This window comes from Pectobacterium peruviense, assembly GCF_003312355.2.
Classification (GTDB): domain Bacteria; phylum Pseudomonadota; class Gammaproteobacteria; order Enterobacterales; family Enterobacteriaceae; genus Pectobacterium; species Pectobacterium peruviense.
Genome location: NZ_CP161826.1, coordinates 434226 through 451286 on the forward strand (window position 1 = coordinate 434226; position 17061 = coordinate 451286).

The 17061-nt window shown below is 52.7% G+C and carries 16 protein-coding genes; 14 read left to right on the top strand and 2 right to left on the bottom strand.

Features of this window, described 5'->3' with window-relative positions; translation table 11 throughout:
* Positions 1-148 precede the first annotated feature (148 nt).
* Positions 149-706 (top strand): ADP compounds hydrolase NudE, encoded by a 558-nt coding sequence (gene nudE, locus DUT67_RS01935; RefSeq protein WP_048262770.1) that lies wholly within the window; start codon positions 149-151, stop codon positions 704-706.
* Positions 707-935: 229 nt separating this feature from the next.
* A complete protein-coding gene (locus DUT67_RS01940) occupies positions 936-2363 on the top strand; it encodes a DUF1593 domain-containing protein (protein ID WP_223254634.1) in 1428 nt (475 codons plus the stop codon).
* A 128-nt stretch (positions 2364-2491) separates the two neighbouring features.
* Here DUT67_RS01940 and mrcA read toward each other — a convergent pair whose 3' ends face one another.
* Entirely contained in the window at positions 2492-5047 is a 2556-nt protein-coding gene (mrcA, locus tag DUT67_RS01945; RefSeq protein ID WP_113632642.1) for a peptidoglycan glycosyltransferase/peptidoglycan DD-transpeptidase MrcA, read from the bottom strand.
* 111 nt (positions 5048-5158) lie between these two features.
* Here mrcA and pilM point away from each other — a divergent pair, with 111 nt between their 5' ends.
* The 12 genes from pilM to trpS all read left to right on the top strand — a co-directional run bounded on the left by pilM (position 5159) and on the right by trpS (position 15481).
* Entirely contained in the window at positions 5159-6010 is an 852-nt protein-coding gene (gene pilM, locus DUT67_RS01950; RefSeq protein WP_113632641.1) for a type IV pilus biogenesis protein PilM, read from the top strand.
* 2 nt (positions 6011-6012) lie between these two features.
* On the top strand, positions 6013-6582 hold the full coding sequence (locus DUT67_RS01955) for a PilN domain-containing protein (RefSeq protein ID WP_113632640.1): 570 nt from the start codon (positions 6013-6015) through the stop codon (positions 6580-6582).
* The gene (locus DUT67_RS01960; protein WP_113632639.1) at positions 6575-7162 is read left to right on the top strand and encodes a hypothetical protein; all 588 of its coding nucleotides are present in this window, start codon (positions 6575-6577) and stop codon (positions 7160-7162) included. The genes DUT67_RS01955 and DUT67_RS01960 overlap by 8 nt, the downstream gene beginning before the upstream one ends.
* Positions 7159-7548, top strand: coding sequence for a DNA utilization family protein (locus DUT67_RS01965; protein WP_113632638.1), 390 nt, complete (start codon positions 7159-7161; stop codon positions 7546-7548). Before DUT67_RS01960 ends, DUT67_RS01965 begins: the two co-directional genes overlap by 4 nt.
* Before the next feature lie 102 nt (positions 7549-7650).
* Complete coding sequence (hofQ, locus tag DUT67_RS01970) at positions 7651-8913, top strand: DNA uptake porin HofQ (RefSeq protein ID WP_223254636.1); 1263 nt, start codon at positions 7651-7653, stop codon at positions 8911-8913.
* Positions 8914-9264: 351 nt separating this feature from the next.
* Entirely contained in the window at positions 9265-9786 is a 522-nt protein-coding gene (gene aroK / locus DUT67_RS01975) for a shikimate kinase AroK (protein WP_005969451.1), read from the top strand.
* 51 nt (positions 9787-9837) lie between these two features.
* Complete coding sequence (aroB, locus tag DUT67_RS01980) at positions 9838-10923, top strand: 3-dehydroquinate synthase (protein WP_113632636.1); 1086 nt, start codon at positions 9838-9840, stop codon at positions 10921-10923.
* Between the two features lie 150 nt (positions 10924-11073).
* Positions 11074-12090, top strand: coding sequence for an SPOR domain-containing protein (locus tag DUT67_RS01985; RefSeq protein WP_113632635.1), 1017 nt, complete (start codon positions 11074-11076; stop codon positions 12088-12090).
* Positions 12091-12169: 79 nt separating this feature from the next.
* Entirely contained in the window at positions 12170-12982 is an 813-nt protein-coding gene (dam, locus tag DUT67_RS01990) for an adenine-specific DNA-methyltransferase (RefSeq protein WP_048262748.1), read from the top strand.
* Between the two features lie 123 nt (positions 12983-13105).
* Complete coding sequence (rpe, locus tag DUT67_RS01995; protein WP_005969459.1) at positions 13106-13783, top strand: ribulose-phosphate 3-epimerase; 678 nt, start codon at positions 13106-13108, stop codon at positions 13781-13783.
* Complete coding sequence (locus tag DUT67_RS02000; RefSeq protein WP_113632634.1) at positions 13776-14480, top strand: phosphoglycolate phosphatase; 705 nt, start codon at positions 13776-13778, stop codon at positions 14478-14480. Before rpe ends, DUT67_RS02000 begins: the two co-directional genes overlap by 8 nt.
* Entirely contained in the window at positions 14477-15481 is a 1005-nt protein-coding gene (trpS, locus tag DUT67_RS02005; protein WP_048262745.1) for a tryptophan--tRNA ligase, read from the top strand. Before DUT67_RS02000 ends, trpS begins: the two co-directional genes overlap by 4 nt.
* Before the next feature lie 74 nt (positions 15482-15555).
* On the opposite strand, the gene DUT67_RS02010 is transcribed toward trpS, so the two are convergent.
* The gene (locus DUT67_RS02010; protein WP_113632633.1) at positions 15556-17013 is read right to left on the bottom strand and encodes a M20 family metallopeptidase; all 1458 of its coding nucleotides are present in this window, start codon (positions 17011-17013) and stop codon (positions 15556-15558) included.
* Positions 17014-17061 lie beyond the last annotated feature (48 nt).

The window sequence follows — 17061 nt, forward strand, 5'->3', positions numbered from 1 at the left end:
TTAACGCACAATGTGAACAGAATCAAAAAAGAATATTTACGATCTCTTCTTATTCAACAGCATGCCGTATTCAGGTTACAGTAAAAGTAATCTCTTCATGCGCGTTGGGCTAAGGTGCCGTTCTGGTCGTAACTCTCTGGGGGCATCAATGAGTCATAACCTGCAAAAACCTAAAATCCTCAAGGTGGAAACGATAGCGCGCTCGCGCTTGTTTAACGTTGAATCCGTCGATCTTGAATTTAGCAACGGGGTACGCCGGGTTTATGAGCGGATGCGTTCAAGCGGTCGACAGGCGGTGATGATCGTCCCGATCATCGATGATGAGCTGCTGTTGATCCGCGAATACGCCGTGGGCATTGAAGAATACGAGCTGGGGTTTCCCAAAGGGCTGATCGATCCCGGTGAAACGATCTTTGAAGCGGCTAACCGTGAACTAATGGAAGAAGTCGGTTTTGGCGCGGAAAAGCTGGAATTGCTAGCGACGTTAACCATGGCGCCTTCCTATTTTTCCAGCCAGATGAATATTGTGGTGGCGCGCGGGCTGTATCCACAGAGCCTGGAAGGCGATGAACCGGAGCCGATGCCGCAAGTCCGCTGGTCAGTGGATAACATGTTGTCGCTGCTGCAAGAGCCTGATTTCCGTGAAGCGCGTAATGTCAGTGCGCTGTTTCTGGCACACGACTGGCTGCGTCGCACACCCCGCTAATTTCCTGTGGCATAACGGAAAACGTACGCCTTTTCCGGTGATGTTGGTCACACATCCTTTTTTAGTTCGTTGTCGTGACAGGTGCAGGCGTCTATAACGTCTGCACAGGGCGTGACTGAATTAATTAAGGCGAACCTGCCGTGGATAGCAAAACTTGCTATTCACGGCGGGTTTTTTTGTTTTTTAGCCCTGGATAAATAAGCAAAACGACACTGACACAAAGGGGAAAATGATGAATATACCGAAGGGGATAATACGAACGCCGTTGATGTTGCTGGCGCTGATGAGCACACTGCTATTTCCTGCACTGGGCCTGACTGCGGAAACGGTGCCGGAGAAAACCCGAATACTTATTCTGACGGACATTGGCAATGAGCCGGATGATTCGCAGTCTTTGGTGCGCTTCCTGCTCTACAGTAATGAATTCGATGTCGAGGGGATTGTGGCAACCACGTCAACCTGGCTGCGGGATAAGGTCAATCCAGAGATGATTATGCAGCGCCTTGATGCCTACGAGCAGGTGCTGCCCAATCTGCGCCAGCATGCGCCCGGATATCCGTCTGCGGACGCATTGCGTCAGGTTGTCAGAGCTGGTCGTGCCGGATTTGGCATGGACGTCGTTGGCGATAATAAAGCAACGGAAGCGTCTAAGTTGATTATTCAGGCAGTGGACAAACAGGATGCTCGGCCGCTGTGGATCACGGTATGGGGTGGCGCAGTTGATTTGGCTCAGGCTCTTCATGACGTACGCGACACTCGTTCACCGGAACAGGTAGCGGCATTTATCAGTAAGATTCGCGTGTATGCGATCTCCGATCAGGATAATACCGGTGCCTGGATTCGGGCGAATTTCCCGACACTGCGCTACATCACCAGCATCCATGCCTGGAATGATTATTTTCTCTCTACCTGGATTGGCATGTCCTCGTCGTTTGCAGAAGGCAGCGATATGAGTCAGGTGAATAACGAATGGCTGAGCAAACACATCCGCAGCAAAGGTCCACTCGGCGCGGTCTATCCTGCGATTGAATATACGATGGAAGGGGATACGCCCTCGTTTCTCTATCTGATTCAAAACGGACTTGGCGATCCAGAGCACACGGAATATGGCAGTTGGGGAGGACGCTATGCGGCCATCGTTCCGGGCGACATTAGCGGACTTCGCGTCAGCACGTCCGATCAGGTTATGAGCAAGAATGGCAAAATGTACCGCACCGCCTCGGCCACAATCTGGCGCTGGCGCGAAGCATTCCAGAATGATTTTGCCGCTCGTATGGATTGGACGTTAACGAAGGGGAATAACAAGGTTAATCATAATCCTGACGTGGTACTGAATGGTCAGGCCGGGCGTTCCATTGTGACGATCGGTGTGAAAGCGGGTGAGACTGTGACGCTGTCCGCCGACGGTTCGCACGACCGCGATGGCGACAAGGTGAATTATACCTGGTGGCAATATAAGGAACCTACGGCCACGGCGATCGGCGTACATTTTGCGCCAGAAGTGGGGCTGGCTAACGACTCAGGCATGCAAACGCAGTTTGTCGCCCCAGAAGTCAAAACGCCGACGCCTTTCCATATCATTTTGCAGGCGAAAGACGAGGGAACGCCGAATCTGTTTTCCTATCGTCGGGCGATTGTCACCGTGATGCCTAAGTGATGCGATGTGAAAGAAGAAGGGCTTGATAGCCGATAACTTCGCTAACAGGCCAAAAGGGAATTGTGTTGAATTTGCAATAAAAAATGGCCTTCCGTCAGGAAGGCCATCAATGAACGTAATGCCGGATATCAGAATAGCTCTTCGCTTTGTCCGTTATCCATCAGTGTGGTGCCGACTTCATGCACTTCATATTCTTTCGGCTGTGTACCGTCAATGAAGTATTCGGAACGGCTGTTCCCGCCACCGTTTGACAGCTTGCCGCTGCTGCGGTCAATGACCACGCTAACGACGCCAGGCGGCGGCGTTAGCGGTTGCTCAGGTACGCCATCCAGTGCGGCTTTCATAAAGTCATCCCACGCTGGCTGCGCCGATTTCGCACCGCCTTCATAACCGGAGATCTGATCTTTGATCGCACCAGATGCACTACTGGCCCCCAGATCGCGGCGGTGATCGTCAAAGCCAATCCAGACTGAAGTCACCAGATTCGGGCCATAGCCAGAGAACCATGCGTCTTTAGAACTGTTCGTTGTACCGGTTTTACCGCCGATATCATGACGCTTTAAATCACGACCCGCACGCCAGCCTGTTCCCATCCAACCCGGTTCGCCAAAGACGTTACTGTTCAGTGCGTCTTTAATTAGGAAAGACAGCGGCGTGTTGATCACGTGCGGTGCATAAGGCTGCGCTGCGCTTTGCTGTGCGGCCTCTGGTGTAACAGGCTCCAACTCTGGCTGCGGCAGACCTAACGGCGGTGCTTCGTTTGACGTGGCAACATCTTCAACATTCGTGTTTGCTAAGACTGGAGAACGTGGCGTATCACCGTAGACCAGCGGTAGATTACAGGTATCGCAGACCACTTTTGGCGTCGCGGTAAAGACCGTCCCGCTCACTTCGTTCTCTATCTTGCTAATCAGATAGGGATCGACCAGATAGCCGCCGTTTGCCATGACGGCATAACCACGTACGACCTGTAGCGGCGTAAACGAGGCGGCACCCAGCGCCAGCGATTCGGTATGAACGATATTCTGTGCCGGGAAACCGAAGCGTTGCAGGTACTCCGCCGCATAGTCCACACCCATCGCACGCATGGCACGTACCATTACCACGTTTTTGGATTGACCGAGTCCCTGACGCAAACGGATCGGGCCGTCATAGGTTGCCGGGGAGTTTTTCGGCCGCCAGTCAGATCCTGCTCCAGCATCCCAACGGGTGATCGGAACGTCGTTCAGAATCGTTGCTAGCGTTAAACCTTTGTCCATCGCCGCGGTGTACAGGAAAGGTTTGATGTTGGAACCAATCTGACGCAGTGCCTGTGTCGCGCGGTTGAATTTGCTTTGGTTAAAGTCAAAGCCGCCAACCAGTGCTTCTATGGCACCGTTTTTCGGGTTAAGCGAGACGATAGCGGAGTTGACGTCCGGCACCTGTGCCAGCCACCAGTCATCGTTCACTTTGCGTACCCAAACCTGTTGGCCTGTCTGTACAACGTCCGTTACGCGTTTCGGCGTTGGCCCTTGTTGCGTATCGGAACGGTATGCGCGTGCCCAACGCATGCCCGCCATCGGTAGGGTAATGTTGCTGCCATCAGACAGGATTGCAATCGCGTTGTCTGCCGTTGTGCTGGTGACGATGGCCGGATAGAGCGGACCGTAGACCGGCAACGCTTTCAGGGCAGCTATCATCTTCGTCTGATCCCAGACGCCTTCACCCACTTTCCACAGCACTTTGCTTGGGCCGCGGTAACCGTGGCGCATGTCATAGGCGAGGATGTTATTACGCAATGCATCCTGCGCGGCAGTTTGCAATTTTTTGGTGACGGTCGTGTAGACCTTATAACCGTCGTTATACGCATCTTCGCCGTAGCGTTTGACCATCTCCTGCCGCGCCATTTCTGCGACATACGGCGCGGAGAACGAAATTTCAGGCGCGTGGTAATTCGCGACCAGTTTTTCGTTACGTGCCGCATCGTACTGCGACTGCGTGATGTAGTTTTCATCCTTCATACGCGCAAGCACGACGTTGCGACGGGCAACGGCACGATCGTAGGAGTAGAGCGGGTTGAACGTCGATGGAGCCTTCGGTAAGCCAGCGATCATCGCTATTTCGCTTAGCGTCAACTGGTCAACAGGGCGGCCAAAGTAAACCTGCGCCGCCGCGCCAACGCCATAGGCGCGATAGCCGAGGTAAATCTTGTTCAGATAGAGCTCAAGGATTTCATCCTTGGTCAGCAATTGCTCAATGCGGATAGCCAAAAACACTTCCTTAATCTTACGAGTCAGGGTGCGTTCCGGGCTCAGGAAGAAGTTCCTGGCGAGCTGTTGCGTAATGGTACTCGCCCCTTGAGAGGCGTGACCAGACGTGAGCGCGATAGAGGCGGCGCGGATAATCCCGACGGGATCGACACCGTGGTGATCATAGAAGCGGCTGTCTTCGGTCGCGATAAAGGCATGTACCAACTCAGGAGGAACCTGGTCCAGTTTGAGTGGGATACGACGTTTTTCACCAAACTGCGCGATCAGCTCGCCATCGGCGCTGTAGACCTGCATCGGCGTTTGCAGCCGAACGTCTTTTAGCGCGGCGACATCGGGCAGTTGGGGTTCGATATAGCGGTACAAACCATATATCGAGGCAGCTCCCAGCAGAATGCAAGAGACTGCAAGGATGAATAGATACTTTACGAACTTCACCTGGGATTTTCCATTCAGTAGCGTTTGGACAGTTTATAAACAATCGGGCGCTAGTATAAAGATAACCCAGCACTGTGGATACGTTTATTGGATAAGGAAATCGGGTTGAACATGGCTTATCACATCTGGCGGGTTGGGTTAGATATACAAAACGGCTTCATGCGTGCGCTGGCGGTTCAGCGTCGCCGCTATGGCTGGCAGCTTCGTCACTGGTGGCAATGTCCGCTACCAGATGACACGTTGCGCTCAGGTAGTTTACACCATACTGAGGCGCTTTGTGAGGCCTTACGAAAATGGCGTCGTTTACTGCCTGGACACATTTCGCTACGGGTGGGTTTTCCTGTTCAACTGACTTTGCAACAGCATCTCCCTATGCCCGATCGGCGTTTACAGGAGCCGGAGCGCAGCCTCTATATTGAAACTATAGCGGCTCGCAAGCTGCCGATCGGCAGCGAGTCGCTGGCGATAGACTATCGGGAAGACCCGCAGATGCAGGGTTCGCTGCTGGTGACGGCTGCACGCCGACAGGAGATCGATAATTGGCTGGCATGTCTGAATTACGCGGGATTGCACCCTGATGTTCTTGAGATTTCAACGTGTGCGCTTCGGGTAATGGCGCAGCGGGCAGAGCTTGAATCTAACCGTCTGTTTCTGCATCGCTTGTTGGATAGTTGGCTGTGGGTATCCCCGCTCAACCATGCTTTCCACTCAGGCGTGATACACCTTGATGAGCTGAAGGATGAGGCCGATATCTTATCGGTTGTAAGCGCTCGCTATCAGCATGGTGTCGATAGCATCGCCTATTACTCTAGTGTCTCGCCCGATTTACCCTGCCAACTGACCGACGTACTACAGCTGTGGTCGCCGTTAACGGCGTTTAGCCACATGCAGCCGCCTCTACCGAGTTGTCCCTCGGCTTTTGCGATCGCGGGTGGGCTGGCATTGCGTCCTGAGGATGTTTGACCATGCTGCTGATTAATCTTTTACCTTGGCGTAAAACTCAGATGCGTCAGCGGGCACGTCGTTGGTTAGGGCTGCTGTGCTTCCAGACGGGGTTGATGTTCTGCCTTATCGCGGCGATGTATCTACTTTGGCAGCACAGACAGCAACGTGTGCAGGATGTGTTCAATTCGGTGCTGGCGCAACAGCAGCAACTGACGGCGTTGTATCAGCAGACCCACCAGGCGCGAGAAACACTACGTCGCTATCAGGCGCAAGAACGCGCTGAGGCGATAGTCCAGCATGACAACCGTCGTAACCTCCATGTATTAGAGCAACTTGCTAGTATGATGCCCACGCGTCTGTGGCTGACGGAAATAGCTGACCGTGGATCGCACCTGTTACTTTCTGGCATGAGTGAAAACCACCACGATATCATTACGTTACAGTATGTATTGTCGCGCCATGCTTCAGTCGAACGTGTACAACTACTGCATGCATCCCGGGAGCGTGGTGTGAATACGGGTTTACGCTTCTCCTTTCAGGCTGACTGGCGTGGTACGACCGCTCTTTCACAGGGAGAAACCAATGAGTAATCAATCGATTGTGACTGATATTGTGCTGAACTGGCCGAGGCTCATCAATAAGCCGTTATGGCAGCAGCTTTTTCTCCAATGGGCGTTTGTTGCCGCTGCTGGACTGCTATCAGGTTGGTTCCTCATCGGCGAAGTACGGAGAGCTGTTATTGGCATAGAAACGCAAACCGTTCAGGTGCGTCTGGATATACAAGAGGTGCAGCAAAAGCTAGACGCGATGCCGCCGTTGTCGGTGTTACGCACTCAATTAGCGGAGAAAACCGCGCAAGCCGTTCCCTTTCAGCCCGACAGGTTGGCACAGCTTATCGTCGAGCCTTTATCGCAGGCTGGTGCTTCGCTGCTGTCCTGGCAACCCACGCTGCGTGACGCAGGTGAACCTCATCATGACCGCTGGCAGTTGGCATTTAGCGCCGATTACACGGGCGTGTTGCAGGTGCTTCGTAAGTTGATGGGGTTGCCTTATGTACTGCGAATTGCGCAACTGACCGTAAAGCCTGATACCGCTCAAACGGAGCCATTATTAGGAATGCCACGGTTACTGGTTGAGCTATCGCTAATCAGGCCAGAGGGTGCGCCATGAGTCATATCACGCTTCGTACCGCTTTGATGCTGCTCTTCGTAACGCATAGCGTGCAGGCAGAAAAGCTCGCAGAACGCGCAGAACGCATAGACCCTTTTCATCCTTTGGCTACTGTGCGTTGTTTACCTTCGGCGACATTGCCACCGTGGCAGCTAAAAGGCGTGATTGGCTCTGGCGAGCGTTGGATTGGTTGGCTCGCGCAGCCAGAGGCTGTTGGGTGGATCCGGCTGGCAAGTGGCGAGACGATCCCGCCAGGAAACTGGCTGGTCAGTCAACTGGATAAATCAGGAGCCAAACTGATTCCGACGGCGGGTGAGGCCGGCTGTGACGGCCTGCCAGATAAGCTGCTGCTGGCTTCTCCGTTTATCAATAAGCGAGCCGAATAGATGAAGTCTCTCTGGTGACACGTATTTTGAAAGTCGTTTTTTGACAACGATTTTTTTGGACAAGAGCGTATCTCGATAACAAGGACGATGATGAATATGAGGATGTTATGTCGGGTAGTGGCGTGGAGCTGTCTGTTGCTTCTCAGCGTGCCGTATCAGGCCAGTGCGGAGAGCGCGGTATCGATGGCATTTGAGGACTCACCGATACCTCGCGTGTTACAGGCATTAGCCGATCACCAGCAGCTCAATGTGGTGATCGCGCCGGGCGTGACGGGGAATCTCAGCTTGAGGCTGGCAGATATTCCCTGGCAGCAGGCGTTGGATATTGTTTTACGCATGGGGAAGCTCAGCGTAGAGCGCAACGGTAACGTGCTGCTGGTTTTCCCTGCTGAGCATCTTGAGTCTCTGCAGAAGGAAAAGGACGAACGCGTAGCGGAGCAGGCGCAGAAATTGCCGCTGCATAATCTTGCTGTTGCCTTGCAGTATGCTGATGTCACGGAAGTGGCGGCCAGCGTTCAGGCTCAACGTGGGACGCTACTTTCTACGCGTGGCAGCGTAACCGTGGACAAACGGACGAATACCTTATTGATTCGCGATACGGAAGACGCGCTGTCACAGCTCGAACCGTGGGTGAAAGAGCTCGATCTGCCGTTAGCGCAGGTGCAGCTGGCGGCGCATATTGTCACCATCAGCAGTGAGCACCTGCAGGCATTGGGTGTTAACTGGGGGCTGGGTGAAGGGGACGCGACAAACAAAGCGCTCAGGCTGAATAATTTTAATGTTGGCCTGCCTGTGGATACGCCAGCGGTAAATGCGGGGTTCCATCTGGCGCGGTTGAACGGTCGCTTGCTGGATCTGGAATTAATGGCGCTGGAGCAGGAAAGTGAGGTCGAGATTATTGCCAGTCCTCGACTCTTTACCGCACATCAGCAAACCGCCAGTATTAAACAAGGGACGGAAATTCCGTATCAGGTCTCCAGCGGTGCCAGCGGGTCGACGTCTATCGAATTCAAAGAGGCGGTATTAGGCATGGAAGTCACGCCTGACATTCTGCGTGCTGGACGCATTACGCTGAACCTGAAAATCAGTCAAAACATGCCGGGACAGACGATTAAGCAAGGTGATAACGGCGAAGCGCTAGCGATAGATAAACAGGAAATCCAAACTCAGGTGACGGTTGCTGATGGAGAAACCATCGTATTAGGCGGCATTTTCCAGCAGCAAAAGAAGAACAACGACAGAAAGGTGCCAATATTGAGTGAGGTTCCCGTATTTGGTCATCTGTTCAGAAACCATACTCAGCAGCATACGCGACGAGAATTGGTCATTTTCATTACACCGACGCTGATCCCTGCATCATTATGAGCAAACCCAGGCTCGCTCTGATGTTATACGGTGTTTTTTGCTCGGATAGGGAGCAATATTTTGTCACGTTTGGCGCTTATGAGTTTGACGCTGCGGCGGATTTAGCTTACAAGGGTTAGCGAATTGAGCACTGAAGTGTTGTTCCACCGAAAATGTCGATAAAACATACTACATTGACCACCTGTGGTCGGTGTGACATTTTATTCGGTTGCCAAACTACCCTGAGTCTTGAGATAATTTTTTGTCTGATTCTCGCACTATCGCTCATGAGGTTTCAGTTTAGGTCCCGCCGCTGGGTTAATTGGCGGGGCGGGTTATCATTAACGAATTGTCTTAGTAATACCAAAAAACATGGCAGAGAAACGCAATATCTTTCTGGTTGGGCCTATGGGTGCCGGCAAAAGCACTATTGGCCGTCAATTAGCTCAGCAACTCAATATGGAGTTTTTCGACTCCGATCAAGAAATTGAGCGACGCACTGGGGCTGATGTGGGCTGGGTATTCGATGTGGAAGGCGAAGAAGGCTTCCGCGATCGTGAAGAGAAAGTCATTAATGAATTGACGGAAAAGCAAGGCATCGTACTGGCGACAGGCGGTGGCTCAGTCAAATCACGTGAGACGCGCAATCGTCTTTCCGCGCGCGGCGTTGTCGTTTATTTGGAAACGACAATCGAGAAACAGCTGGCCCGCACGCAGCGTGATAAGAAGCGTCCGTTACTTCAGGTTGAAACCCCTCCACGTGAAGTATTGGAAGCGTTGGCGAAAGAGCGGAACCCGCTTTATGAAGAAATCGCTGACGTTACCATTCGGACTGACGAGCAAAGTGCCAAGGTCGTTGCTAACCAGATTATCAATATGCTGGAAAGTAACTAAGAGCATACCTTATCCGCATTGAGCGGATTCTGAACGGGTTGTTTAACGAGCATGGAAAGAATTACCGTAACACTTGGGGAACGTAGTTACCCCATTACGATAGCTGCCGGATTGTTTGATGATTCGGCTTCTTTTATGCCGTTGAAAGCGGGGGATCAGGCCATGCTGGTGACGAACCAGACATTGGCCCCTCTGTATCTTGACCGTGTTCGTGGTGTGCTGGAAAACAATGGCGTGCATGTCGATCAGGTTATTTTACCTGATGGCGAGCAGTACAAATCGCTGACCGTCTTGGATCAGGTATTTACCGCGCTGCTGGCGAAGCCGCATGGTCGTGATACGACGATTGTTGCTTTGGGTGGTGGTGTCATCGGCGATTTAGCCGGTTTTGCCGCAGCCAGTTATCAGCGTGGCGTCCGATTCATTCAGGTGCCGACAACGCTGTTATCGCAGGTAGATTCTTCCGTCGGTGGTAAAACCGCCGTCAATCACCCGTTGGGTAAAAACATGATCGGGGCGTTCTACCAGCCCGTATCGGTTGTGATCGATCTGGACTGCCTGAAATCTTTACCGGCACGGGAATTGTCATCCGGGCTGGCGGAAGTCATTAAGTACGGCATTATTCTGGATCGCGATTTCTTTCTTTGGCTTGAAGAAAACATTGAGGCAGTGCGTGAGCTACAGCATGACGCGCTGGCTTACTGCATTCGACGCTGCTGTGAAATTAAAGCCGCAGTGGTGGCAGCCGATGAACGTGAAAGTGGCATGCGCGCATTGCTCAATCTGGGCCATACTTACGGGCATGCTATTGAAGCTGAAATGGGCTACGGTAACTGGCTTCATGGCGAAGCGGTTGCGGCAGGCATGGTGATGGCTGCACATACGGCACGTCGCCTCGGACAGTTCTCCGATTCGGACGTCGAACGTATCAAGTCTCTGTTGGTTCGCGCTGGCCTGCCAGTGAACGGTCCGACGCAAATGACGCCTGAAGCCTATCTTCCCCACATGATGCGTGACAAGAAAGTGCTGGCGGGTGAGTTACGTCTGGTGCTTCCAACGGCAATTGGTCAATCCGAAGTCCGTGGTGGTGTCGCGCATGACATGGTGTTGGCCTCGATAGCAGATTGCTTGGCCTGATGCGTAATGCTATGCCAGTTATGAAACAGAAGTATTAACGACAGACACGCCCTGATGGGTTATGGTTAATAAAATACAATGCGTTACGATTCAATGATTCGCCTTGGCGACCGCGCGGCGGATTCGAGCTTTTTAGTGGGGAGATGTTAAATGGATGAGTTCAAGCCGGAAGATGAGCTGAAGCCAGATACCAGTGACCGTCGACCTACTCGTCAGCAAAAAAGCAGCAACTTCGCAGTACCGAAAATCGCGCTTTCCAGACAGCACCTGATGATTGGCATCGGGATTGTGGTACTGGTGCTGCTGATCGTGGGTATTGGTTCTGCTTTGCAGGCACCTTCTCAGCCACAAACGTCACAGACGCAGAATCAAGCGGGTGGAGAGCGAAATATCGATCTCTCTTCATCGTCCCCAATGACGCAAAGTGCGCAGCCTTCCTCACAGGGTGAGAGCCCTACTGCGGTATCTGGCGATGCCAGTCATGGTCAAACACCAGCGCAGACGTCTTCTCAAGCGCCGATGTCGCCTCAAACATTAAGTGCTCCACCGATTTCCGGTACGCCAACGGATGCACAGGTTCAACAGCCAGTGGCAGGCCAGCAGCGTATCGAGCTGCCGGGCAACATCACTGATGCGCTGTCGCAACAGCAAGGGCGCGTTAGCGAGTTCTCCCAAGGCGCAACAGGAAATTCGACGCTGCCGACGGCACCTGCGACGGTTGTTCCAACGGGGAAAGCGCCTGCGACATCGTCCGCTAAAAATACGCACAATACGACGGCTGCACACGCTAGCAACGCTAAGTCTGCCGCAAACAATGCGCCAAAAGCGCCAGTAGCCAGCAAGCCTGTAGCGAATGCAAAAGCTGCTCCGGCGACTGCTGGGCAGAACGTTTCCGTACAGAATGCCCCAGCCAGCCACTTTACTTTGCAACTGAGCAGCGCTTCACGCTCGGACACGCTGAAAGCCTACGCGAAACAACATAACCTCGCCCATTCGTGGGTGTATGAAACGAAACGAGACGGAAAATCCTGGTATGTGTTAGTGACCGGAGTCTATGCTTCTTCTGCGGAAGCGAAACAGGCGATTGCCGCCTTGCCCGCAGAGGTACAAACGAAAAAACCATGGGTTAAGCCGATCCGCCAGGTGAAGCAGGACTTGAATAAGTAACACCAATTTTAGCCCTGATGTGCTGTCTGACACAGAGTACAATCCGCGGCTCTGAAACGTATGAGTAACTAACGACGGCATGAAGAAGAACCGCGCTTTTTTAAAATGGGCTGGTGGTAAGTATCCGCTGGTAGAAGAAATTCGTCGCTATTTACCCGCAGGAGACTGTCTGATTGAGCCTTTTGTTGGCGCGGGTTCCGTATTTCTGAATACGGAATACGATCGCTACATACTGGCTGATATTAATAGCGACCTGATTAACCTCTACAATATTGTTAAATCGAATGCAGATGAGTTTGTTACCGATGCTCGTAAACTTTTTACGGATGAGGTAAACACGTCAGAGACGTTCTATCTGCTGCGTGAAGAATTTAACCTTTGTCGCGATGCCTATCGGCGTGCATTGCTGTTTCTCTATTTGAATCGCCACTGTTATAACGGCCTGTGCCGTTACAACATGCGCGGTGAATTCAATGTTCCTTTCGGGCGCTACAAAAAACCCTATTTTCCTGAAGAGGAAATTCGCTGGTTCGCCTTGAAAGCGCAAAATGCCACGTTCATCTGTGAGCATTATCAGGACACGTTGGAAAAAGCAGAGAAGGGATCGGTTATTTATTGCGATCCGCCTTATGCACCGCTGTCTGCTACCGCGAACTTTACGGCCTATCACACCAATAATTTCAGCCGTGCCGACCAGCAGAGTTTGGCGTTATTGGCACGTCGTTTGTCCGTAGAAAGCCAGATTCCAGTACTGATTTCCAACCATGACACGGTGCTGACGCGTGAATGGTATCAGGAGGCCGTGCTGTATGTTGTTAAAGCGCGCCGAACGATTAGTCGTAATATTTTAGGGCGTAGTAAAGTCAGTGAGTTACTCGCCTTATATCGGTAATACCATATTGTGTACAGGTGGGGTAAACAGAGCGCAGTGAATCGGTTAATGTCGTCAGAGAGGCGTTATTAGTCGAGAATAGGTTACCCGCAGGCATTCAGACTTTACCGTTTGGAGAAATGAATGAAACCGTTTTTAATCGCGCCGTCCATTTTGTCGGCTGATTTTGCCCGTCTTGGTGAAGATACTGCTAACGTATTGGCTGCCGGGGCTGATGTGGTCCATTTTGATGTCATGGATAACCACTATGTGCCAAATTTAACGATTGGCCCACTGGTTCTGAAATCCCTACGCGATTACGGCATTACCGCGCCGATTGATGTTCATCTGATGGTGAAACCCGTTGATCGTATCATCCCCGATTTCGCCAACGCGGGAGCCAGTTTCATTACCTTTCATCCCGAAGCCACGGATCACCTCGATCGTTCACTGCAACTGATCAAGGATCACGGCTGCAAAGCCGGGCTGGTGTTTAACCCTGCGACCCCGCTAAGTTACCTCGATTACGTCATGGATAAGCTGGATATCATTCTGCTGATGTCGGTTAATCCTGGATTTGGCGGCCAGTCCTTTATCCCCAGCACGTTGGATAAACTGCGTCAGGTTCGTCGCTTGATCGACGACAGCGGTTACGACATTCGACTGGAAGTCGATGGTGGGGTTAAGGTGGAGAATATCGGCGCGATTGCTGAAGCTGGCGCGGATATGTTTGTGGCGGGATCGGCTATTTTTGGTCATCCAGATTACCGAACTGTCATTGATCAAATGCGTAATGAAATTTCAAGGACGAAACATGACTGAATTAGCCGCGATTCGCGGGTTGGCTTTTGATTTGGACGGTACGTTGATTCATAGCGCACCGGGTCTGGCGGCGGCTATCGATCAGGCATTAGTCGCACAATCGTTGCCTGCGGCGGGCGAAGCCCGTGTCGCAACCTGGATTGGTAACGGTGCGGATGTGATGGTTGAACGAGCGCTACGCTGGGCTGGTGTTGAGCCGACTACCGCACGCTTGCAGGAAACCCGTGAGCGGTTCGATAGCTATTATGCGCAGACGGTGGATAGCGGCAGCACGCTGTTCCCCCAGGTAAAAGAGACGCTGGCGCAGTTGGCACAGCAAGGTGTTCCGATGGCAGTGGTGACCAATAAACCCACGCCGTTTGTTGCGCCGTTGCTGGCAGGTTTAGGGATCGGCGATTATTTTTCGCTGATCATCGGTGGTGATGACGTCATTGTGAAAAAACCTCACCCTGCGCCGCTTTATCTGGTGCTGGGTAAGCTGGGATTACGCACGAGTGAACTTTTGTTCATCGGTGATTCCCGCAATGATATTCAGGCGGCACAGGCGGCAGGTTGCCGCAGTGTTGGCATGACGTATGGTTATAACTATGGTGAAGCGATCGAACTGAGTCAGCCGGACGTCGTTCTGGATCGTTTTGCCGATATTTTGCCCCTGATCGGGCACCCTTCTTCACACAATCAGGAACCCTTAGTATGAGCAAGCCCATTGTATTTAGCGGTGCGCAACCGTCTGGTGAATTGACCATTGGTAACTACATGGGGGCGTTACGTCAGTGGGTCAGCATGCAGGACGATTACGACTGCATCTATTGCATCGTGGATTTGCATGCCATCACGGTGCGTCAGGATCCGCAGGCGCTGAGAAAAGCGACGCTGGATACCCTGGCGTTGTATTTGGCCTGTGGTATCGATCCGAAAAAGAGCACCATTTTCGTTCAGTCTCACGTGCCTGAGCATAGCCAACTGAGCTGGATATTGAACTGCTACGCGTATTTCGGCGAGTTGAGCCGCATGACGCAGTTCAAGGATAAATCTGCGCGTTATGAAGAGAACATCAACGCCGGTCTGTTTGATTATCCGGTGCTGATGGCGGCGGATATCTTGCTGTACCAAACAAATCAAGTGCCAGTGGGCGAAGATCAGAAGCAGCATCTGGAATTGAGTCGCGACGTTGGTCAGCGCTTCAACAGCCTGTATGGCGATATTTTCAAAGTGCCTGAGCCGTTCATTCCGAAGTCGGGCGCACGCGTGATGTCGCTGCTGGAGCCTACCAAGAAGATGTCCAAGTCCGACGATAACCGCAACAATGTTATCGGGCTGCTGGAAGATCCGAAAGCAGTGGTGAAGAAGATCAAACGCGCGATGACCGATTCCGATGAGCCGCCAGTCGTGCGCTATGACGTTGCGAATAAAGCCGGGGTATCGAATTTGTTGGATATTCTGTCTGGTGTTACGGGAAAAAGCATCCCTGAGCTGGAGCAGGAGTTTAATGGCCAGATGTATGGTCACCTGAAAGGTGCGGTAGCGGATGCCGTATCCGGCATGTTGTCTGAGCTGCAAGAACGTTATCACCGCTTCCGTAACGATGAGGCTTTCCTGCAACAGGTGATGCGTGAAGGGGCTGAAAAAGCCAGCGCTCGCGCACAGGAAACGCTGAAGAAAGTGTACGACGCAGTCGGCTTTGTTTCTCGCCCGTAAGTCTTAATTACCGTCAGGAGGATCTCTCCTGACGGTTTTCTGATACGTCTTATTTATCCCTTCGAATCAGCTTCTTATTCCTGCGGGATAGGTGCAAACACGTCGTCTGGAATCGGGTTCTCAAACGGTGTGTGCTGCAATCTTTCCTGGTGGTCGGCTTTTGCCTGTGCAATCAGTTCAGGCGTTACCAGCAGATCGATAGCCAGTGATGCCATCGCCTTTGCCGCATATTCCATGCCTTTGTGCGCTGCGCCAGTTTTCCCTTGTGCAACCAATTGCCACGAATGCGCCGGTGTACCAATAGCGTAGGTGGCGCTGCGGATTTGCACGGTCGGCACAACCCAACTGACCGTTCCCACATCGGTGGAGCCGATGAAGGCTTCATTCGGGCTATACAGTGGATAAATCCCGTCGTGCAGCGTTAAACCCGGTTGAGGTTTGACGCCGAAACGTGCGTAGGATTCGGCGATGTCTTCGGCACTCAACGCCGTCTGGAACATTGCCGCGACCTTACGGTCTTCGTCATCGAACGCTATCGGGCCGAGTGCCAGCAGGTGTTCGTGCATACGCGCTTCCAACGGTGGGTTTGCCAGCAGGTTGGCATCACCGCTAATCACCTCGCTGCTGACCTCGGTTTCTGTCATTAGCGCCGCGCCCTCGGCAATTTTTTTCACGCGTTTGACTAACTGATGCAATTCCGGCAACTGGCGTGCTCGTACAAGGTAACGCACGGTAGCGTTGGCCTGTACGACGTTGGGTGCGTGACCGCCGCTGTCGGTAATCGCGTAGTGAATGCGCGCGGAGGACGGCATGTGTTCGCGCATATAGTTAACGCCAACATTCATTAATTCAACGGCATCCAGCGCGCTGCGCCCCAAGTGTGGGCTGCTGGCAGCATGAGCGGCACGGCCTTTGAAGTAAAAATTCAGTTCGTTACAGGCCAGCGATACCGGGCTGTTGACGCCGGTGAAGGTCGCTGGATGCCAGCAGATGGCAATATCGACGTCATCAAATACGCCTTCCTTGACCATAAAACCTTTGGACGATCCGCCTTCTTCTGCAGGGCAGCCGTAAAAACGTACCGTTCCGGCCAGCGCATGTTTTTGCAGATAATCCTTCACTGCCGTCGCAGCCTGTAGCGCCGCGGTGCCGAGCAGGTTATGTCCGCAACCGTGGCCATTGCCACCATTTTCGAGCGGCTTCGGTTCTGCGACATTTGCCTGTTGGCTCAGGCCCGGCAGCGCATCATATTCACCCAGAATGGCGACAATCGGCAGACCTTCACCGAATTCCCCGAGTAGCGCAGTCGGCATGTTGGCGATGCCTTTCGTCAGGCGGAAGCCTTCTGCTTTCAGGATGGCTTCATGCTGTGCAGCTGAACGATGTTCTTCGTAGTTCAGTTCTGGCGTGTCCCAGATACCGTCGCTTAACGTACAGAATTGCTGCCGCTTGGCCGCAATCAGGCCGCAGATCTCTTCCACGGTCTGGTGATTGACGGCTGGCAGCGTTCCTTCATTGTGTGTTGCATTCATGCGTGGTGTGCTCGTTTGATTTCTTTGATGCATTGGCGCGGGACGCGT